The organism is Sphingomonas sp. (assembly GCF_965248875.1).
Taxonomy (GTDB): domain Bacteria; phylum Pseudomonadota; class Alphaproteobacteria; order Sphingomonadales; family Sphingomonadaceae; genus Sphingomonas.
In genome coordinates this window covers 1-19,903 of sequence record NZ_CBDFKR010000003.1, presented here as the reverse complement: position 1 = coordinate 19,903, position 19,903 = coordinate 1, and the positions used below count along the sequence as shown (strand labels likewise).

Sequence of the window (19,903 nt, the reverse complement as noted above, 5' to 3'; positions counted from 1 at the left end):
GCGCGCGTGACACGGTGAACCTGCCGGCCGTAGGACCGGGCTTCCGCTCGGGATCGCATGCGAGGCATGGCAGACCTCGCCGCGCGCCGTTCTAGCGACCGTGGCCCTCCATCCCCGCACCCACGTCCACCGCCGGCAGATAATGCGGTGCCACGCGCGCCTGCGCCCGCTGCTCATAGGCGTAGCCCGCGCCGAGCACCGTCGCCTCGCCGTTCCGGGTCGCGATGAAGCTGAGCCCGACCGGCAAGCCGCGGACCAGCCCCATCGGCACCGTCAGGTTGGGATAGCCCGCAATCGCGGGCAGTTCGCTCGACGACGGGCCGGGATACTGATCGCCTTGGATCGGATCGGTGAGCCAGGCGGGGCCATAGGCCGGCTCGACCAGTATCGTCGCGTGCGCCCGCGCCAGCATCCCGTCGATCGCCTCGCTAGCCATCCGCAGCGACCGGGCGCGGGCGGCAAGATAATCGGCATCGGCCAGCCCCCGCGTCCGCACCGCCGCCTCGAACGTCTCCTGCGCGAAGAAGGGCATCTCGGCGGCGGCATGGGCGCGGTCAAAGGCGATCACCTGGTCAAGCGTCCGCGCCGTCACCGCGGGCGGCGTGGTCGCCAGATAGGCGTCGAGATCGGCGTGAAGCTCGGTATGGAGCACGATGCCCTCGGCCGCGCCGATCCCGTCCAGCTTGGGCGCCTCGACCGCGACCAGCTCCGCCCCGCCCGCACGCAGCACCGCCAGCGCGCGATCGTAGGCGGCGGCGAGATCGGGCGACATCTCCGGCCGCTGCACCGCGACGCGCAGCCCGGACAGCGCGCTGGTCGACAGCCCCGCGACATAATCGTGCGGCTGCGCCCCAGCCGTCGCCGGGTCGGCGGGATCAGCGCCGACCATCGCGGAGAACAGCAGCGCTACGTCGCGGACCGAGCGCGCCATCGGCCCGGGCGTGTCCTGCGAATGGCTGATCGGCACCACATGCGTGCGGCTGACCAGGCCGATCGACGGCTTCAGCCCGGCCAGCCCGTTGATCGACGACGGGCAGACGACCGAACCGTCGGTCTCCGTTCCCAGCGCCGCCGCCGCAAAGCTGGCCGCCACCGCCGCGCCCGAGCCGGACGATGAGCCGCAGGCGGTGCGGTCGAGCGCATAGGGATTGCGGACCAGGCCGCCGACCGCGCTCCAGCCGCTCATCGCGCGATCGGAGCGGATGTTCGCCCATTCTGACAGGTTGGTCTTGCCGAGGATCACCGCCCCCGCCGCGCGCAGCTGCGCCACCACCGGGGCGTCGCGATGCGTGACGTTGGCGGCGAGCGCGAGGCTGCCCGCGGTGGTCGGCATGGCGTCGGCGGTCTCGATATTGTCCTTGACCAGGATCGGCACGCCGTGGAGCGGCCCGCGGACATGCCCGGCACGCCGCTCGGCGTCGAGCGCGCGCGCCTGCGCCAGCGCGTCCGGGTTGAGCGCGATGACCGCGTGGAGCGCCGGGCCGCGGCGGTCCATCGCGGCGATGCGGCGGAGATAGGAACGGACCAGGTCCTCGCTCGACGCGCGGCCCTGCGTCATCGCCGCCTGGAGCTGCTCGATCGATTGTTCCTCAACCGCGACGGTGCGTGCTGCGGCCGCGGCCGGCAGCAAGGTCGTCAGCGCAACGGCAAGAAGCAGGTGTCGCATCCGTGCAATCTCCATCAACCGGGGCTTGTCCGCACCGACGCCCACCGCATTGGCTCGGCTGCAACCTGCGGCACCGGCGGCGCCGCGACAAGTCCAGGAGGGTGCGATCTTGCCATTTACCGTGGAACCCGTCGGCCATGTACGCGGCGGGCGCGAGGTGGTTGAGGACGACGATTGGGGCGCGGTGACGGCTGCGATCGAGCTGGCCGATGGCTATCCGGCCGAGGCGCTGGCAGGGCTGGCCGACTTCAGCCATGCGGAGATCGTCTTCCTGTTCGATCGCGTGCCGCCAGAGAAGATCGAGACCGGCGCGCGGCGGCCGCGGGGCCGGGCGGACTGGCCGCTGGTCGGCATCTTCGCGCAGCGCGGCAAGAACCGGCCCAACCGGATCGGGCTGACCATCTGCACGATCGTCGGCGTCGAGGGCCGGACGCTCCGCGTCCGCGGGCTGGACGCGGTGGACGGCACGCCGGTCATCGACATCAAGCCGGTGATGACCGGCTTCCTGCCGCGCGGCGAGGTGCGCGAGCCGGCCTGGGCCGGGGAGCTGATGGCGGAATATTGGGATCGTCCGGCTGAACAATAAATGCTGAACAATGACGGGCGCACGGCGTTCACCTCCTCTGCATCCAGGAGCGCGTAACTTTTGACGACGATCCTCAAGATTGTCGGCGGCGTCCTGCTGCTGCTCGTGATCCTGTTCGGGCTGGTGGTGACCATCGTCCCGCGCTTCCTCGACCGCGTCTATTACAAGGGGCCGCCGAGCGACCATTTCGATGGCGAGCGCTTCCATAATCCCGGGCCGGACGACGACACCTTCCGGCCGCCGACGGGGGGCAGCCGGGCGGGGTTCTTCTGGCGCTATCTAACCAAGCGCGACGGGCGCCCGCCCTGGCCAGAGCGCGTGGCCGTGACGCCGTCGAGGCCGCCGGCGCGGGTCGAGGGCGAGCGGATGCTCGTCACCTGGGTTGGTCATGCGACCGTGCTGGTGCAGACGGCCGGGCTCAATATCCTGACCGATCCGGTGTGGAGCGACCGCACCGGGCCGTGGGGTCTCGGGCCGCGCCGCGTGGCGGAGCCGGGGATCAGGTTCGACGACCTGCCGAAGATCGACCTCGTGCTGCTCAGCCACAATCATTACGACCATATGGACCTGCCGACACTGCAGCGGTTGTGGGATCGCGACCGGCCGCGGATCGTCACCAGCCTGGGCAACGACAGCGTGATCGCGCAGACCGGCGCGGCGGCGACCGCGCTCGACTGGGGGGGCCGGGTCGCGGTTCACCCGGGCGTCGAGGTGATCGTGCAGCGCGTCCACCACTGGGGCAGCCGCTGGTTCACCGACCGCAACCGCGCCCTGTGGTCCGGCTTCGTCGTGCGGCTGCCAAGCGGGGGCAACCTGTTCTTCTCGGGCGACACCGGGTTCGGCGAGGGCGAGTGGCCGCGCAAGGCGGCCGCCTATGGGCCGATCCGGCTCGCCATCCTGCCGATCGGCGCGTTCCGTTTCATGCCGGGGCAGATGGAGATCGGCTCGCACATGGGGCCAGTGGAGGCGGTGCAGGTGTTCGACCGCACCGGCGCCGGCATGGCGCTGCCGGTCCATTGGGGAACGTTCCGGCTGTCGTTCGAGGGCTATGACACGCCGCCGAAGATGCTCGCCGCGCTGATGCGCTGCACCGGCAGCGACCCGGCGCGGTTTGCAGGTCACGGTATCGGCGTGGCGTTCGAGCCGCCGCCGGTGACCGCGCCTCGCGCACCGCTAGACCTGTCGCGGCTGGACGCCTGCGCGCGGAGCGAAGAGGTACGCGCGTTGCCATAACGGCAGAGCTCGCTAATGATCTGTGGGCTGCTCCCTTACGGGCTCCTCCAGACCCCACCACGTCACGGCCAGCGCCATCGCCACCACCGCTTCGGTATACCACAGCCCGGCATAGGCGTTTCCCGTCCGCGCCACGAGTGCGGCGCTGATCAGCGGCAGGAAGCCGCCGAAATAGCCTGTCCCGAAATGGTACGGAATCGACAGGGATGAGTAACGGATGCGCGGCGGGAACATCTCCGCCAGCAACGCCGCGACCGAACCGTAAGTCAGGCCCGACAAGGCCATCAGCCCCAGGATGCCGAGCAGGATCAACACGATCGCGCCCGGCCCCGGCACGAAGTGGGCGGGCTGCGCGCCGTCCCCCGCCGCCCAGCCGATCAGCCAGAACAGCGGGAACAGCAGCACCAGCGTCAGCAGATAGCCGATCACGATCGGCCGCTTGCGCCCGATCCGGTCCGACCACGCCCCGGTCAGGAAATAGAAGACCAGCCCGACCAGCGCACCCGCTGCGACGATCAGCTGCGCCGCGCTGTCCTGCATGTGCATCGCCCCGGTCAGGAACGACAGCACCGAGAATAGCGATGTGTACCAGATCACCGTCAGCCCGGCGGCGATCCCGAACAGCGCCACGAACAGCCGCCGGGGATTGCCGGGAAAGGTGAAACTCTCCTTGAGCGGGTTCGCCGCCCCCTCCCCCGCCGCCTGCATCGCGCGGAATACGGGGCTTTCCGACAGCTTCAACCGCATCCACAGCGACACCGCGAGCAGCAGCAGCGAGAACAGGAACGGAAAACGCCACCAGCCCCCTGCCCACGCCGCCGCCGCGACCGACGCCTTGGTCGCGAGCACCACCGCGAGGCTGAGGATGAAGCCCCCGACCACGCCGGCCTGGATGAAGCTGGTGTAGAAGCCCGCCCGGCCGCGCGGCGCGTGCTCGGCGACGTAGATCGCCGCGCCGCCATATTCGCCGCCCAGCGCCAGCCCCTGCGCGACGCGGAGCGCGACGATCAGCAGCGGCGCGGCGGCGCCGATGCTGCGGTAGGTCGGCATCAGGCCGATGCCGGCGGTGGCGACGCCCATCAGCGTGATCGTAACGAGAAAGGTGTATTTGCGCCCGAGCCGGTCGCCCAGATAGCCAAACAGCACCGCGCCCAATGGCCGGAAGGCGAAGCCGATCGCGAAGGTCGCCCAGCTGAGCAGCGTCGCCAACAGCTCGTCGCCGGGCGGGAAGAAGCTGTGCTGGAGGATGCCCGACGCGGTCAGCGTCCCCCAGATGAAGAAGTCATACCATTCGAACACCGTGCCCAGCGACGATGCGGCGATGACGAGGCGCAGATCGGCGCGGGGCTGCCCATCGGACGCTGGCCGCGACGGCAATTCAGCGGCGGTGACGGCCATGCGCTCTCCTCTCCCTACGCCGACCTGTAGCGTGCGCGGACGTGGCGGCAAGGGTGGCGGGGCCGGAGGATTAGGCACTGCCGGAAAGATGTGGCCGCATACTTTCGAAACCTGGACGCGGTCGAAAAGACAGATGATCGTCCGACCATTTAAGAATTATCAGTCATCAATTGTTGTCGAATATCCGAATGAAATACAACTGGTCAAGTATAACGCCGCGTTAACCCTGAATACTGCGGAACAATTAGCAGGTTTCTTGATTGATCTGTACCTTACGACCCGGGTAGCGGGTCGAAGTTTGGAGAGGTTGATCATGGAACGGACATTCATCGTCTGCGCCCGTGGCGCACTTGTTTCAAGTATTGCTCTGGCAGTTGCCGCGTGCTCCAGCACGGGCTCCTATCGCCTGGCATCGGTCGGCGACGTGCCCGGTGATACCGCAAGCGGCTCCGGCACAAACGGCGGCAGCACGGCGGCCGACGGCAGCACGGGCAGCGGCACGGCCACGGCCAGCACAGGCTCTGGCAGCAGCTCGGGCGGCAGCGGTAGCAGTACGGGGACCGGCAGCGGCACAGGCTCGGGCTCGGGCTCGGGCTCGGGCTCCAGCTCAGGCGCCATGAGCACATCGTCGGTCAGCGCGCCGATCCTGGTCAGCGCCGGCAACGCCATGATGGGCGCTGCGAGTACGAGCGGACAGCTTGGCGGCCAGACCGGCACGGCGGGCACCGCGGTAGCGCCGGTGACCGGGCGGATCGTCGCCGTACTGCGGCGCAGCGGCCAGACGCTGGTGGACCTCGGTAACGGACGATCGGTGGTGCTCAACCGCGCCGGCGGGGCGCTCGGCCAGGTCGTCAGCGTCGATCTGGGGGCGGGCCGCGTGGTCAGCGCCCCGTCGGGTTCGTCGCTGCTCGGCGTCGGCATCGCTTCGCCCTCACCTGCGGCGGGAACGCTCGCCTCCGTCAACGTCGCTCCGGGCAGCGGTACGGCCAACTCGGTCGGCACCGTGCTCGGGACGGTCGGGGGCACGCCCTCCGGCGGTGCGGTGAATACCGCCACGGGCGCGGCGAACAGCGTGACGGGGACGGCGGCGGGCATCGTCGCCGGAGCCGCCAGCACCGGGGGCGGCGCGCTTGCCGGATCGCCGGCAGCGACGATCGCGCCGGTGACGAGCACGCTCAACAGCGCCGTCTCGCCGGTGCTCGGCACCGGAGTAGGCGTCGGCGGCGCCCTGGCGGGGGGTGCGGCCGTCAGCAGCGGCAGCACCAGCGCCGCTACCGGCGGCGTGCTCGGCGGCGGGCTGATCGCCAAACGGCACTGATGCCCCGGGCGCGGGGGCCGCATGGCCGCCGCGCCCCAGCATCGACAGGGGGCAATCATGGACATGATCTTGTTGCCGCTCGTCCTCGCGGCGGGCGTACAGGCGACGCCAGGCGCAGTGCTGATCGATCGGCAGCGTGCGGACCGGGCGCCGCCGGCGACCGCGACGGCACCGGCAGGCGCACCGGTCGCCGCGATGGCGGCGGGCGCGCCGGATATCGCCATTGCGGGCATCCGCTTTACCGGCGCCCGCGCACCGGCGCCCGTTGCCGAAGCAGCACGGCGCTTCATCGGGCGGCGCGCCACGCGGCAGACGCTGACCGAACTCGCGGCAGCGCTGTCGTCGGCTTACGGTCGAAGCGCGGTCGCACTCTACACCGTCGCCATCCCCGCGCAGGATTTCGCGCGCGGGGTGGTGATCGTCGATCTGACCGAAGGACGCATCGTGCGCGCACAGCTCAAGCGCGCGCGGCCCGGCCGCAACCGGTTGTTGCGCGCACGCCTGGCGCGGATGGTCGGCGACACGGCGTTGCCGCGGGCGACGTACGAGCGCCAGATCGTGCTGATCCGCGATATCCCGGGGCTGACGCCCACGATCGAGCTGACCGACCCGCATGCCGACGGCGCGCTGGTGATGACCGTCACCCCCCGGCAGCGGCGGACCAGGTTCTCGGCGGGCTTCAGCAACCGCGGCATCGACCTGCTCGGCGCCGGCCAGTTCGATCTGACCGCCATCGCCTATGGTCTGGGCGTCGATGGCGACCAGCTCAGCCTGTCGGCCAGCGCCGCCAGCGACCTCGATCGCTATCGCTACGCGTCCGCCGCCTACACCGCGCCGCTGGGCGCCGACGGGCTGACGGCGTCGATCAGCGCCGCTTATCTGCGCACGCGGCCGCCGCGCTACCCGCTCGAGGGGCGCGCACGCCAGGTCGCGGCGGCACTCGCCTATCCACTGGTGCGCAGCTTTCACCGGTCGGCGGATGTCAGCCTCGGCATCGACGGGCTCAACAGCGACAACGCCGCGTTCGGCAACCTGATCGCCACCGAGCGGACCCGGGCGGTGCGGCTGAGCGGCAGCTTGTCGGACGCGCGGGAACGGCGCAGCTTCAGCATTGCTGGATCGGCGTCGCACGGGCTCGATGTCGCCGGGGCGAGGGTGACGGCGCCGTTCGCCGATGCGACCTTCACCAAGATCACCGCCGCCGCGTCGGTCGATCAAACGATCGGGCAGCGGCTGATCGCGCGGCTATCGGCGTCGGGGCAGTACAGCCGCGACGCGCTGCCCGCGGCCGAGCGGTTCGCGATCGGAGGCCCGGCGATCGGCCGCGCCTTCGACGCCGGGCTGCTGACCGGCGACCGGGGCGTCGGCGGTCTCGTCGAGCTCGCCTGGCGGCCGGTGCAGGCGGCGCGCCTTGCCACTAGCGAGCTATACGGCTTCGTCGATGGCGGCCGCGTCGGCGCGGCCGCCCGCGGGCCGATCGTTGCGCAGCGCTACGGCCTTGCCTCGGCAGGGGCCGGGTTCCGGCTGCGCCATCGCGACAAGGCGGAACTGGGGCTGGAGGCGGCACACGCCATCGACAAGCCCTACCCGACCTATCGCGAGGACTGGCGCGCCTTGGTGGAATGGCGGCTGACCTTGTGACCGGCCAGCCCGCCGGAGCGGCTGGCGGGAGATACTTCCTTTGCATTTCGCGCTATAGCGTCGCGCATCGGGAGGGTTGGTCGTGGTCGGATTCATTGAACGGCTGGAGCGCGATCTGTCGGCGCCGATCGAGGTGCGCGGCTTCGGGTCGGGCTGGTTCGCCGGGTTCTTCGGGTTGGTGACGGCGATCGCCGGGCTGTGCCTGGTCGCGGCGCTGCGCTGGCCCGACTGGTTCTCCATGCCCGAACTCGCCAGCGTCATGACGAGCCGGACGATCCGCGTCGTGGTCCATCTGCTCCTGATCGGCGCTTATGCGCTGGCGCTGCTCAGCCTGTTGCTGCGCCCGCGCAAGGCGATCGGCTTCACGGCGCTGGGCATCGCGCTGCTGGCGACGCTGCTCGGCGGGGCCGGCGTCAGCCCGCGCGAAACGCATGACTGGGGCGTGTTCTTCGGGGTCGACTTCTTCGCGGTGAACATGGTCGCGACCGGCCTGATGTTCGCGCCGATTGAGCGGCTGCTGCCGAGGAACGGCACGCAGCGCCTGTTCCGGCCGGAGTGGCAGGAGGACCTGTTCTACTATCTCATCAGCTCGATGATGGTGCAGCTCATCACCTTCCTCGCGCTGGCGCCGTCGACCTTCATCACCGCGCATACCGGCGGGTGGGGCGCGTTCCGCGCGGGCGTCGCGGGTCAGCCGTGGCTGCTCCAGTTTCTGGAGGTGATGCTGCTGACCGACTTCGCGCAATACTGGTTTCACCGCGCCTTCCACCGTGTCGAGTTCCTGTGGGGCTTCCACGCCGTCCACCATTCGGCAAAGCACATGGACTGGCTGGCGGGCGCGCGGATGCACTTCGTCGAGATCGTGCTGCTGCGCGGGGTGACCAGCCTGCCGCTGCTGACGCTCGGCTTCGCGCCGTCGGTGATGCAGGCCTATATCGCGTTCGTGTACGTCTATTCGTCGCTGGTCCATGCGAACCTTCGCGGCGACTTCGACCGGCTGGGGCGGTGGCTGGTGGTGCCGCGCTTCCACCACTGGCATCACGGGCTGGAGGAGGAGGCGGTCGACGTCAATTTCGCGATCCACTTCCCGTGGCTCGACCGGCTGTTCGGGACGTACCATTTCCCGAAAGGACGCTGGCCGCAGGGCTATGGCGTGCCGGAGAAGGTGCCGAGCGGCTATCGCGCCCAGTTCCTGTATCCGTTCCGGCGCAAGCGGCTGATAGCGGCCGACGCGGCGGACTAGAGCGTGACCGGATCACGTTGTGGTGTATCCTGAGTTGGCGAGGTAGTTGCCGCATTCGTGTGATGAGAAGCATTCGAGGAGGGAGCCGATCCGTTTCCATGTTGCCTCGACAGATCGCTCGTCGGCCTTTCGCAGCAGTGTTTTGAGCTTGGAGAACATCTGCTCGATGGGGTTCAGGTCGGGGCTGTATGGCGGCAGGAACAGGAGATGCGCGCCTGCCTTGCGGATCGCCTGACGGACAGCCTTGCCTTTGTGGCTGCCCAGGTTGTCGAGGATGACGACATCGCCAGGTGTAAGCGTGGGCAGCAGCGCCTGTTCGACATAGGCCGTGAACGTCTCGCCATTGATCGGCTGGTCGAACACGATGGGCGCGGTGATCCGGTCGTGGCGCAGCGCGGCGATGAAGGTCAGCGTGCGCCAGCGACCATGCGGGACCTTGGCCACCAGCCGCTCGCCGCGCAGCGATCGACCGTGGGTCCGCGTCATGTTCGTCTTGGCCCAGGTCTCGTCTATGAAGACCAGACGGCGTGGATCGAGCCTATGCTGATGACGTCGCCAGCGTTCCCGCTTGCGCGCCACGTCCGGTCGGTCCTGTTCGGCCGCATGCAGGCTTTTTTTTGAACGTCATTCCCGCCTGACGATAGAAGCGCCAAACCGCATCATAGCTGACACGGACATCGCGTGCCGCCAGCTCGGCCACGATCGCCCGCAGCGTCAGGTCCGGCTTCTCGGCGATCCGCGCCAGCAACCAGTCACGCTCGCCACCCAGGACCGCACGCCGGCTGCCGCCCATCGGACGCGCCGATGCATCGCCGGTCGTGCGATACCGATGCGACCAGCGCACCGCTGTCGCCAGACCAATATCAAACCGCGCCGCCGCCTCGCGGCACGTTGCTCCCGACGCCACGCACAAAACAACACGCTCACGAAGATCTTGAGAATATGGTCGCGCCATCGCTGCCCGCTCCTGACCAGACAGCAGCTTGAATCACATCTGGCGCTCAAACGAAATCCTGAATCCGTCAGATGCGGTCATGCTCTAGCTGCGCCGGCCCAGGGGCAGATGGATCAGACCGCTTCGCGATCCTCCTTCAGCGACGTCATGTCGATGACGTAGCGGAAGCGGACGTCGCCCGCCTCGACCTTCTTCATCGCGGCGTTGACCTCCTGGATCGGGATGATCTCGATGTCGGGCGCGATGCGATGCTTTGCGCAGAAGTCGAGCACCTCCTGCTGCTCGGCGATCGAGCCGATCAGCGACCCGGCGACCGAGCGGCGGTGGAAGGCGACCTGCTGGTTGTTGACCGGTGCCAGCGGCTCCAGCGCACCGACCACCACCAGCGTCGCGTCGCGCTTGAGCAGGACCATGAACGGGTTGAGATCGTGCTTCTCGGGCACGGTCGACAGGATGAAGTCGAACCGTCCGCCGGTTGCCGCCATCTTCTCCATCTGCGCCTTGGCGTCCTTTTCCAGCTCGACATGCGCCGCGCCCAGCGCCACCGCCGCGCCCTCCTTGTCGGCGCTGGTGGTGAACGCCGTCACCTCCGCGCCCAGCGCGCGGGCGAGCTTGACCGCCATGTGGCCCAGCCCGCCGAGTCCGATCACGCCGACCTTGTCGCCCGCCTTCACACCCCAATGCTTCATCGGTGAGAAGGTGGTGACGCCCGCGCACTGGATCGGCGCGGCGGCGGCGGGGTCGAGCCCGTCGGGGATGCGGACCACGAACTCCTCACGCACCACGATCACGTCCGAATAGCCGCCATAGGTGTTGTCGCGGCCGTACATGTTCGCGCCCGTCGTCGCCTGTGCCGCGGGCAGCATCGGGCCGTTATAGGTCGCCAGGAACGAGTTCGGCCCCTCACAATATTGCTCGTTGCCCTCTTGGCATGACGCGCAGCTGCGGCAGCTGTCGATCATACAGCCGACACCGACCAGGTCGCCGACCTTGAACTTCGTCGCCCCCGCCCCGGCACGCGTCACCCGGCCGGTGATCTCGTGGCCGGGCACGCAAGGGTAGACGGTGTTCGACCACTCGTTCTTCACCTGGTGGATGTCGGAATGGCAGACGCCGCAATATAGGATCTCGATCTCCAGCTCCCCCGGCCCGGCGGGCTCGCGCTGAAAGATCAGCGGCTTGAGGCGCGAGAAGCTGTGCTTGGCGGCATAGCCGATGGCGTCGATCATGGGTGTCTGGCTCCTGAAGGGGTCAGGCACCGCAACCGCCGGGCGGCGGCCCGTGTTCCCGTCAGCGCCGCGCAAACCGTTCGATTATGGCGGAAAAATCCCTGCCGCCCTCGCCGTCGGCGGCCATCGCCTCGTACAGCTCGGCCGCGCGCGCGCCCATCGGCGTGTGCGCGCCCGCCTCCGCCGCGGCCTGTTGCGACAGGCGCAGGTCCTTGAGCATCAGCGCCGCGGCGAACCCGCCTTCATAGTTGCGATCGGCGGGCGTTTCGGGGCCGACGCTGGGGACGGGGCAATAGCTGGTCATGCTCCAGCTCTGCCCCGACGAGACGCTGGAGATGTCGTAGAACGCCTGCGGGTCGAGGCCGAGCTTTTGCGCCAGTACGAACGCCTCGCAGGTCGCGACCATGGTGGCGCCCAGGATCATGTTGTTGCAGATCTTCGCGGCCTGCCCGGCGCCCCTGCCGCCCGCGCGGATCACCGCCTTGCCCATCTGCGCCAGGTACGGCTCGGCGCGGGCGAAGGCGTCCTCCGGGCCGCCGACCATGAAGGTCAGCGCCCCCGCCGCCGCCGCGGCGATGCCGCCCGACACGGGCGCGTCGACCGCGGCGAGGCCGTGCGCGATGGCCGCCGCGGCGACGCGCTTGGCGGTCGCAGGATCGATGGTGGAGCAGTCCATCAGCACCGCGGCGGGGGCGCAGGCGGGGACGATGTCCGCATAGACCTGCTCGACATGCGTGCCCGCGGGCAGCATCGTCACCACCGCCTCCGCGCCGTCGACGGCGCTCACCGCATCGGGCGCGCGGAGGCAGCCCGCCGCCTCGGCACGGGCCAGCGCGTCTTCGCTGAGGTCGAAGGCGCGAACGTCATGCCCCGCCTTCGCCAGGTTCGCAGCCATGCCGCCGCCCATGTTGCCCAGGCCGATGAATGCGATGCGTGCCATTGTTATTCCCCCGGAGAGGCAAAAGCGCTGGCTATAACCCACCAAACGCCTGTCACGAGCGCTCCGATAAAATACAACCCTAGGTAGGTACTCAGAGGGGGAGTGTCAGAACGCCCCCACCAAGTCAGAGGAACGATTAGGGGTACAATCCACCAGAGGATGATGAAGCGACGCATATGCCGGCCTGTACGTCTGCGATAAGCGTTTGCTGGCGCCTTCATCGGCCCTTCCACTGCCCCGACCGCTTCTCCACGAACGCGGCCATCCCCTCCTTCTGGTCCGCGGTTCCGAACAGGCCGTGGAACAGGCGGCGTTCGAAGCGGATGCCTTGGCTGAGCGGCGTCTCGAACGCGGCGTCGACCATCTCCTTGCACGCGATCGCGGCGAGCGGGGCCATGGCGGCAATCTGCGCGGCAACCCTGAGCGCCTCGTCGAGCAGCTCGGCGGCGGGGAGCACGCGGCTTACCAGCCCGGCGCGTTCCGCCTCCTCGGCACCCATCATCCGGCCGGTCAGGCACATCTCCATCGCCTTGGCCTTGCCGACCGCGTGGGTCAGCCGCTGCGAGCCGCCCATGCCGGGGCCGACGCCCAGCTTGATCTCGGGCTGGCCGAACTTCGCGGTGTCGGCGGCGAGGATGAAGTCGCACATCATCGCCAGCTCGCAGCCGCCGCCCAGCGCAAAGCCTGCGACCGCGGCGATCACCGGCTTGCGCGTGGCGGTGAACCGCTCCCAGCCCCCGAAATAGTCAGCCCCGTACATCTCGCCGAACGACTGCGGCTGCATCTCCTTGATGTCCGCGCCGGCGGCAAAGGCCTTTTCGGAACCGGTGAGTACGGCGCAGCGCTGCGACGGATCGGCGTCATAGGCCTGCATCGCCGCGACCAGCTCGCCCAGCACCTGATTGTTGAGCGCGTTGAGCGCCTGCGGACGATTGAGCGTGACCAGCGTTACGGCCTGGCGCTGCTCGACGAGGATGGTTTCGTAGCTCATGCGGGGCTCCATGCCTCGTCGTCGGGGAGAGGGGCGAAGATCTGATCGATCAGATGGTCGCTGACTGTATCGGGCGTCGGCGGGTCCCAGCGCGGGGCGTTGTCCTTGTCGACGATGACCGCGCGGACCCCTTCCAGGAAGTCGTGGCGCTGGACCACGCGCGTGCCGACCGCATATTCCTGGCGCATCTCGTCCTCGAAAGTCGGCATCGTGCGGCCGTCGAGGAGCAGCTTGAGGCTGACCTTCATCGTCTGCGGCGACTTGGCGTGCAGCGTGGTCAGCGTCTTGCGGGCGAAGTCGCTGTCGTCGGCTTCCAGCGCGGCGAACACGTCTTCGAGCTGGTCGGACGCGAACAGCCGGTCGATCGCGTCGCCGTGCGCGAGGATCGGCGCGTCGCCCGGCGGCACGGCAGATCGCTCAAGGACCGCGCCGACCTCCTGCGGGCGCTCGGCGATGAGCGCCTTGGCGCCCGCGACCGCCGCACTGTCGATCAGGTGAGTGGCGAGCCCGAGCGCCAGGCATTCCATGCCGTTCAGCCGATGCCCGGTGAGCGCCAGATACTGCCCCATCCGCCTTGGCAGTCGTGACAGATACCAGCCGCCGCCGACGTCGGGGAACAGCCCGATCCCGGTCTCGGGCATTGCCAGCCGCGTGTTCTCGGTCGCGACGCGGTACTTGCAGGGCAGCGCCAAGCCGACGCCGCCACCCATCGTCACGCCGTCCATGAACGCGATCGTCGGCTTGGCGTAGGTGAAGAGGCGGTGATTGAGCCGGTATTCGGTGTGGAAGAAGGCGCGCGCCGCGACGCCGTCCGCGGCACCGCTGTCGGCGAGCATGCGGATGTCGCCGCCCGCGCAGAACCCCCTGCCCTGCGCATGGTCGATCAGCACCGCTCGCACGTCATCATCGGTGCGCCAGTCTTCGAGCGCCGCCAGCATCGCCTCGCACATCGCGGTGTTGAGCGCGTGGAGCTGTTTGGGCCGATCGAGGCGCAGCCGGCCGACCCTGCCTTCGACGATCGCGAGAACCTCGGTCATGCAGGATCCTCCCCGGGACGGGGAGGGGGACCGCCGGCGCAGCCGGTGGTGGAGGGGGCGCAGCCAGGAGCGTCACGCTCGCGGCGGGCCCCCTTCACCAGCCTGCGGCTGGTCCCCCTCCCCGTCCCGGGGAGGATTGAGATATTCCCGCTCACTGCCGCACCAGGTCGCGGCCGACGATCATGCGCATGACCTGGTTGGTGCCCTCCAGGATCGAATGGACGCGCAGGTCGCGCCAGAAGCGCTCGATCGGGTAATCGCGGAGATAGCCGTAGCCGCCGTGCAGCTGCAATGCGCGGTCGACGATGCTCGACCCGTTGTCCGTCGCCAGCCGCTTCGCCATCGCCGAGAAGCGGCTCTTGTCGGGCGCGTTGGCGTTGACCTTAGCGGCAGCGAGATACAGCAGCGCGCGGGCCGCCTCCAGATCGGTCGCCATGTCGGCGAGCGTGAACTGCGTGTTCTGGAAGTCCGCAATCGGCTGGCCGAACTGCTGGCGTTCCTTGGTGTAGCGGATCGACTCGTCGAGGCAGCGCTGCGCCCCGCCGAGCGAGCAGGCGCCGATGTTGAGCCGGCCGCCGTCGAGTCCCGCCATCGCGATGCGGAACCCCTCGCCCTCCGCGCCGACCAGATTGACGGCGGGCACACGGCAGTCCTCGAAGATCACCTGCGCGGTCGGCGAGGCGTTCCAGCCGAGCTTCTTCTCGGGCGCGCCGAAGCTCAGCCCCGGCGTGCCCTTCTCGACCACCAGCGCGCTGATGCCTTTCGATTTCTCCTCACCGGTACGGACCATGCAGACATAGATGTCGTTATAGCCCGCGCCCGAGATGAACTGCTTGGCACCGTTGATGACGTAATCATCGCCGTCGCGCCGGGCCGTGGTCGCTAGCGCCGCCGCATCGGAGCCGGAACCGGGCTCGGTAAGGCAATAGCTGGCGATCTTGTCCATGCCGACGAGATCGGGCAGAAAACGAGCCTTGATCGCCTCACCTCCGAAACGCTCGATCATCCACGTCGCCATGTTGTGGATCGAGATGAAGGCGCTGGTCGCAGGGCAGCCATAGGCCATCGCCTCCATGATCAACGCGGCCTCCAGCCGGCCGAGCCCGATGCCGCCATTCTCCTCGGCCACATAGATGGCGCCGAACCCGAGCTCGCCGGCCGCCTTCCATACGTCGACCGGATAGTGCGCCTGCTCGTCCCATTCGCCGGCAAAGGGCGTGATGCGATCGGCGGTAAAGCGCTGCGCCAGCGCCTGGATCTCGCGCTGGTCGTCGGTGAGGTCGAACTGGGTCGTCATGGCGCTGCGGTGCTCCCGGGTCGCAGCGAGGTCAACCGGGCGCCAGCATCTCCAGCACCTCGCGGACGCGCGCCAGCCGGACGCCGATGTCATCGATGCCCTCGGTCAGCAGCAGGCGGCCGTTCTTTTCCGTCAAGCCGGCGGCGGCGGGGTCGCCTGCAAAATCGCGGCGTGGAGAAAAGGCGATCGCGGCTGGACCGGCGTCGATGCGCTCGATCCTGGCGTCGCCCGCGAGCAGGCGGATGGCGGCGCGGTCGAGCAGGGCGCGTACCGCGGGCGGCGGCGGGCCGAAGCGATCCTCGACCTCGGCCGTAAAGGCGTCGAGCCCGGCCTGATCGGCGATCCGGGCGAGGCGCGCGTACAGCGTGATCCGTTGCTCCTCCTCGGGCACCCAGTCCGCGGGCCAGCGACCCTGTGCGCCGAGATTGAGCGCGGGCGTCCAGCGCTCGACCTCTTCGCCGCGCGCCGCGCGCAGTCCCGCCTCCAGCAGGAACTGGTACAGGTCGACCCCGATCAGCTTCATGTGCCCCGCCTGCTCGTCGCCGATCAGGTCGCCTGCGCCCCGCATGTCGAGGTCGCGCGCGGCGATCGCGAACCCGGCACCGAGCCGGTCGAACGCTTCGAGCGTGCGCAAACGCTTGAGCGTCGCGGCGGCGATCGGATGATCGGGGTCGGTCAGCAGCAGCACCTGCCCCCGCCGGCCGCCGCGCCCGACCCGCCCGCGCAGCTGGTGCAGCTGAGACAAGCCGAAACGGTCGGCCCGCCACACGATCATCGTGTTGGCGCGCGGCACGTCGAGCCCGGCCTCGATGATGTTGGTTGCGAGCAGGACGTCGCCGCCGCCGCGTTCCGGGCCTGCCGCGAACGCGACCATCGCCTCGTCGATCTCGGCCACGGGCATCTTGCCGTGCGCCTGGACCAGCGTGAGCTCGGGAACGAGCTTGGCGAGCCGATCGCCAATCGCGGCCATATCCTCGATGCGGCTGACGACCACGAAGCTCTGCCCGCCGCGCCCGGCCTCGCGGCGCAGCGCGGTGCGGATCGTGGCGTCGTCCCAGCCTGCGACCGCGGTGCGGATCGGCTGACGGCGCGCGGGCGGGGTAGCGATGATCGACAGCTGCTGCAGTCCGACCAGCGCGGTCTGCAGCGTGCGCGGGATCGGGGTGGCGCTCAGCGACAGGACGTGGGTGGCGTCGCCGCCCAGCGCGCGCAGCTTCGCCTTGTCAGCGGCGCCGAAGCGCTGTTCCTCGTCGATGACCACCAGGGCAAGGTTGCGATACGCGACGCCCTTCGCCGCCACCGCGCCCGTTCCGATCACGACCCCAATCGAACCGTCGGCGAGCCCTGCCTTGACGCGCTTCTTCTCCGCCGCGCTCGACAGGCGCGACAGCCCGGCGACATCGATGCCGGTGCCCTCGAAACGGCGGCGGAAGGTCTCGATATGTTGGCGGACCAGCACCGTGGTCGGCGCGGCGATCGCGACCTGCGCGCCGGCGAGCGCGGCCAGCGCGGCGGCGCGCAACGCCACCTCGGTCTTGCCATAGCCGACATCGCCGATGACGAGGCGGTCCATCGGCTTGCCGCCCGCGAGGTCGGTACGGACAGCGGCGATCGCGCGTGCCTGGTCCGCGGTTTCGGTGAAGGCAAAGCCGGCGGCGAACCGCTCATATGCCGCCGCGTCGGGATCGAGCACCGGCGCGCTGCGTCCGTCGCGCTCGGCGGCGAGGCGGGTAAGCTCCTTGGCGCTCTGCGCAATGGCGGCGTCGATCGCGCCGCGCCGCTTTGTCCAGGAGGACCCGTCGAGCTTGTCGAGCGTCACCGCATCGGCATCCGCGCCGTAGCGCCAGATGCGATCGGCCTCGGCGACCGGGACGAGGCGGCGGTCGTCACCGGCATAGGTCAGTGCGATCGCGTCGCCGCCGTCCTGATCTCTGGCGTGCAGTTCCTCCAGCCCGGCGACGACACCGATGCCGAAATCCTCGTGCACGACGACATCGCCGCGCCGGATCTCGGCTGCATGGGCGGCAAAGGGATCGGCGGAGGCGCCGCCGGGGTCCGTGACCGCCCGGCTGCCGATCAGGTCGGCGGCCGCGACGGCGCTCAGACCCGGTGTCCGCCACCCGGTATCGACGGGCATGATCAGCGCGAGCAGCGCCCCGGCAGGCGCGGCGCGGGCGGCGGCCCAGCTGTCGACGGGTGCGATCTCATGCTTCAATGCAGCGGCAGCGCGGGTGCGCAGGAAGCGCAGGTCGCGTTCGCTCCCGACCAGTACCAGCCGTTCGCCGGCATCAAGCAGAGGGCGGGCAAAACGGGCAAAGGCGCGCGCCGGATTGCGGGCCTCGACGAAGCGCGGCGCCGGGTCGGCGGCGGGGACGAGCGTTTCGGCTGCGCGACCCTGCAAGGCGGCGTCCCAGGCCGCGGCGTCAAGCACCGGCTCGCGTCCGCCGGCGTCGCGAGCAAGTGCCAGGAACCGGTCGCGGCGGCGCTCCACGCCATGGTCGAGCAGCACCGCAGCATCGGGTAGATGGTCGAACAGGGCGACGCCGTCCCCGATCGGCGGCTCACACAGCCGCCCGACTTCCAGCCGCTCGACCTCGCCGGTGCTGAGCTGCGTTGCGGCGTCGTAGCGCCGGATCGCCGCGACATGGCCGTCGGCGATTTCCAGCCGCGCCGGGCAGCCCGCGTCGGCGGGAAAGATGTCGACGGTGGCGCCATGTACCGCCATCTCGCCGGGCTCGTCGACGCGGTCGTCGGCGAGGTAGCCGATCTCAACCAGGGTGGTGGCGAAGTTGTCGACGTCCAGCGGGTCGCCGGCCGCGATCACCGGCGGTGCGACATCATAGGCCTGAGGCGCGGCCTGACGCCGGGCGGCGGCTTCCGCGGTGGTGACCAGCGCCACGCGCTCGCCCGCCAGCTGCGCGACAAAGGCGGCGTGCAGCGCCGCGACGCGCCGCCCGATATTGGCCGGCGAGGCGGGGCTGTTGTCGCCGGGCAGCGCGTCGCTCGACGGGAGATGCAGGACGCGCGCGGCGGGTGCGGCGGTCGCGAGCGCGGCGGCAACGGCCTCGGCGCGCTGTTCGTCGGCGAGGACCAGGATGACGTTGGCCGTTGCAAGTTCGTCGGCCGCGCGTGCAGCCACCGCGCCGACCGGCGCGCGTTCGGTATCGGTCAACTCTGTCCCTCCGCTCCGCCACTTAACGTGGCGAGTGCGGCCCCCGTTCCGCCGCTGCTCGCGCCAGCAGCGAGGACTCAGCCCATCGTCGGGATGACGAACGCATCCTGGACGCGGCTCGGCCCGCCGTCTTCCGACCCGCGCGGCAACGCCGAACCGTCCGGCCAGCGCTGCGTCACCGTCTTGACGCGGGTCCAGAACCGGACGCCCTCCGTCCCGTGCTGGTTGACGTCGCCGAACGCGCTGCGCTTCCAGCCGCCGAAGGTGTGATAGGCGACCGGCACCGGGATCGGCACGTTGATGCCGACCATCCCGACCTCGACCCGCGCGGCGAACTCGCGGGCGGCGTGGCCGTTGCGGGTGAAGATCGCGACGCCGTTGCCATACTGGTGCTCGGACGGCAGGCGGACCGCGGTCTCGAAATCGGGCGCGCGGACGATCTGGAGGACGGGGCCGAAGATTTCCTCCTTGTAGCTCTGCATCGCTGGCGTCACGCGGTCGAACAGCGATGGGCCGATGAAGAAGCCCTGCTCATGGCCTTGCAGGCTGAAGCCGCGGCCATCGACGACCAGCTCCGCGCCCTCGTCGACGCCGGTCTGGATCCAGTTCTCCACCCGCTGCTTATGCGCGGCGTTGACGACCGGGCCGTAATGCGCCTCGGCATCGGTCGAGACGCCGACCCGCAGCGCCGCCATCGCCGGGATCATCTTCTCGCGCAGCGCGTCGGCGGTCTTGTCGCCGACCGGCACGACGACCGGCAGCGCCATGCAGCGCTCGCCCGCCGAGCCGAACGCTGCACCGCTGAGGTCGGCGACGACCTGATCCAGATCGGCGTCGGGCATGACGATGCCGTGGTTCTTCGCCCCGCCCATTGCCTGCACGCGCTTCCCCGCCGCGACGCCGCGGCGATAGACATAATGCGCGATGTCCGACGAGCCGACGAAGCTGACCGCGGCGATCGCGGGATGGTCGAGGATCGCGTCGACCATCTCCTTGTCGCCATGGACGACCTGGAGGATGCCCTCGGGCGCGCCCGCCTCCAGCATCAGCTCGGCGAGGTGGACGGGCACCGACGGGTCGCGCTCCGACGGCTTGAGGATGAACGCGTTGCCGCACGCAATGGCGACGCCGAACATCCACATCGGGATCATCGCCGGAAAGTTGAACGGCGTGATCCCCGCGCCGATCCCGAGCGGC

Annotated in this window: 16 protein-coding genes; 5 read left to right on the top strand and 11 right to left on the bottom strand. The window is 69.6% G+C overall.

Features of this window, described 5'->3' with window-relative positions; translation table 11 throughout:
* Window positions 1-91: 91 nt before the first annotated feature.
* Entirely contained in the window at window positions 92-1,666 is a 1,575-nt protein-coding gene (locus ACP2AD_RS00315) for an amidase (protein WP_425228084.1), read from the bottom strand.
* Window positions 1,667-1,775: 109 nt separating this feature from the next.
* Between ACP2AD_RS00315 and ACP2AD_RS00310 the strand changes: the two genes are divergently transcribed.
* Entirely contained in the window at window positions 1,776-2,252 is a 477-nt protein-coding gene (locus tag ACP2AD_RS00310; protein ID WP_425228083.1) for an SAM-dependent methyltransferase, read from the top strand.
* A 69-nt stretch (window positions 2,253-2,321) separates the two neighbouring features.
* Entirely contained in the window at window positions 2,322-3,485 is a 1,164-nt protein-coding gene (locus ACP2AD_RS00305; protein WP_425228505.1) for an MBL fold metallo-hydrolase, read from the top strand.
* 12 nt (window positions 3,486-3,497) lie between these two features.
* On the opposite strand, the gene ACP2AD_RS00300 is transcribed toward ACP2AD_RS00305, so the two are convergent.
* Window positions 3,498-4,883, bottom strand: a complete 1,386-nt coding sequence (locus ACP2AD_RS00300; RefSeq protein WP_425228082.1) for an MFS transporter — start codon at window positions 4,881-4,883, stop codon at window positions 3,498-3,500.
* 399 nt (window positions 4,884-5,282) lie between these two features.
* Complete coding sequence (locus tag ACP2AD_RS00295; protein ID WP_425228081.1) at window positions 5,283-5,552, bottom strand: hypothetical protein; 270 nt, start codon at window positions 5,550-5,552, stop codon at window positions 5,283-5,285.
* A gap of 1 nt (window position 5,553) precedes the next feature.
* Between ACP2AD_RS00295 and ACP2AD_RS00290 the strand changes: the two genes are divergently transcribed.
* From ACP2AD_RS00290 to ACP2AD_RS00280, 3 genes are all read left to right on the top strand, one after another.
* On the top strand, window positions 5,554-6,201 hold the full coding sequence (locus ACP2AD_RS00290) for a hypothetical protein (RefSeq protein WP_425228080.1): 648 nt from the start codon (window positions 5,554-5,556) through the stop codon (window positions 6,199-6,201).
* A gap of 57 nt (window positions 6,202-6,258) precedes the next feature.
* Complete coding sequence (locus tag ACP2AD_RS00285) at window positions 6,259-7,842, top strand: ShlB/FhaC/HecB family hemolysin secretion/activation protein (RefSeq protein ID WP_425228079.1); 1,584 nt, start codon at window positions 6,259-6,261, stop codon at window positions 7,840-7,842.
* Between the two features lie 82 nt (window positions 7,843-7,924).
* On the top strand, window positions 7,925-9,085 hold the full coding sequence (locus ACP2AD_RS00280) for a sterol desaturase family protein (protein WP_425228078.1): 1,161 nt from the start codon (window positions 7,925-7,927) through the stop codon (window positions 9,083-9,085).
* Between the two features lie 12 nt (window positions 9,086-9,097).
* On the opposite strand, the gene ACP2AD_RS00275 is transcribed toward ACP2AD_RS00280, so the two are convergent.
* From ACP2AD_RS00275 to mmsA, 8 genes are all read right to left on the bottom strand, one after another.
* A protein-coding gene (locus ACP2AD_RS00275) for an IS630 family transposase (RefSeq protein WP_425228077.1) occupies window positions 9,098-10,040 on the bottom strand; the annotation gives its coding sequence in 2 pieces (ribosomal slippage) (window positions 9,098-9,703 and window positions 9,705-10,040; 942 coding nt in all).
* 113 nt (window positions 10,041-10,153) lie between these two features.
* Entirely contained in the window at window positions 10,154-11,269 is a 1,116-nt protein-coding gene (locus ACP2AD_RS00270; RefSeq protein ID WP_425228076.1) for an NAD(P)-dependent alcohol dehydrogenase, read from the bottom strand.
* Between the two features lie 61 nt (window positions 11,270-11,330).
* The gene (mmsB, locus tag ACP2AD_RS00265) at window positions 11,331-12,209 is read right to left on the bottom strand and encodes a 3-hydroxyisobutyrate dehydrogenase (protein WP_425228075.1); all 879 of its coding nucleotides are present in this window, start codon (window positions 12,207-12,209) and stop codon (window positions 11,331-11,333) included.
* Between the two features lie 217 nt (window positions 12,210-12,426).
* Window positions 12,427-13,200 (bottom strand): enoyl-CoA hydratase, encoded by a 774-nt coding sequence (locus tag ACP2AD_RS00260; RefSeq protein WP_425228074.1) that lies wholly within the window; start codon window positions 13,198-13,200, stop codon window positions 12,427-12,429.
* Complete coding sequence (locus ACP2AD_RS00255) at window positions 13,197-14,237, bottom strand: enoyl-CoA hydratase/isomerase family protein (protein ID WP_425228073.1); 1,041 nt, start codon at window positions 14,235-14,237, stop codon at window positions 13,197-13,199. Before ACP2AD_RS00255 ends, ACP2AD_RS00260 begins: the two co-directional genes overlap by 4 nt.
* A 151-nt stretch (window positions 14,238-14,388) precedes the next feature.
* Window positions 14,389-15,534: an acyl-CoA dehydrogenase family protein gene (locus ACP2AD_RS00250; protein ID WP_425228072.1), complete on the bottom strand. Its 1,146-nt coding sequence runs from the start codon at window positions 15,532-15,534 to the stop codon at window positions 14,389-14,391.
* 31 nt (window positions 15,535-15,565) lie between these two features.
* A complete protein-coding gene (locus ACP2AD_RS00245; protein WP_425228071.1) occupies window positions 15,566-18,706 on the bottom strand; it encodes a DEAD/DEAH box helicase in 3,141 nt (1,046 codons plus the stop codon).
* Between the two features lie 77 nt (window positions 18,707-18,783).
* A partial coding sequence (mmsA, locus tag ACP2AD_RS00240) for a CoA-acylating methylmalonate-semialdehyde dehydrogenase (protein WP_425228070.1) occupies window positions 18,784-19,903 on the bottom strand: 1,120 nt, incomplete at its 5' end.

What these genes read in the sequence shown, in the direction of transcription:
- ACP2AD_RS00250 (WP_425228072.1), bottom strand. Translation starts at nt 15,534, where the DNA reads ATGACGACCCAGTTCGACCTCACCGACGACCAGCGCGAGATCCAGGCG.
- ACP2AD_RS00270 (WP_425228076.1), bottom strand. Translation starts at nt 11,269, where the DNA reads ATGATCGACGCCATCGGCTATGCCGCCAAGCACAGCTTCTCGCGCCTC.
- ACP2AD_RS00255 (WP_425228073.1), bottom strand. Translation starts at nt 14,237, where the DNA reads ATGACCGAGGTTCTCGCGATCGTCGAAGGCAGGGTCGGCCGGCTGCGC.
- ACP2AD_RS00300 (WP_425228082.1), bottom strand. Translation starts at nt 4,883, where the DNA reads ATGGCCGTCACCGCCGCTGAATTGCCGTCGCGGCCAGCGTCCGATGGG.
- ACP2AD_RS00285 (WP_425228079.1), top strand. Translation starts at nt 6,259, where the DNA reads ATGGACATGATCTTGTTGCCGCTCGTCCTCGCGGCGGGCGTACAGGCG.
- ACP2AD_RS00290 (WP_425228080.1), top strand. Translation starts at nt 5,554, where the DNA reads ATGGGCGCTGCGAGTACGAGCGGACAGCTTGGCGGCCAGACCGGCACG.
- ACP2AD_RS00260 (WP_425228074.1), bottom strand. Translation starts at nt 13,200, where the DNA reads ATGAGCTACGAAACCATCCTCGTCGAGCAGCGCCAGGCCGTAACGCTG.
- ACP2AD_RS00295 (WP_425228081.1), bottom strand. Translation starts at nt 5,552, where the DNA reads ATGGCGTTGCCGGCGCTGACCAGGATCGGCGCGCTGACCGACGATGTG.
- mmsB (WP_425228075.1), bottom strand. Translation starts at nt 12,209, where the DNA reads ATGGCACGCATCGCATTCATCGGCCTGGGCAACATGGGCGGCGGCATG.
- ACP2AD_RS00315 (WP_425228084.1), bottom strand. Translation starts at nt 1,666, where the DNA reads ATGCGACACCTGCTTCTTGCCGTTGCGCTGACGACCTTGCTGCCGGCC.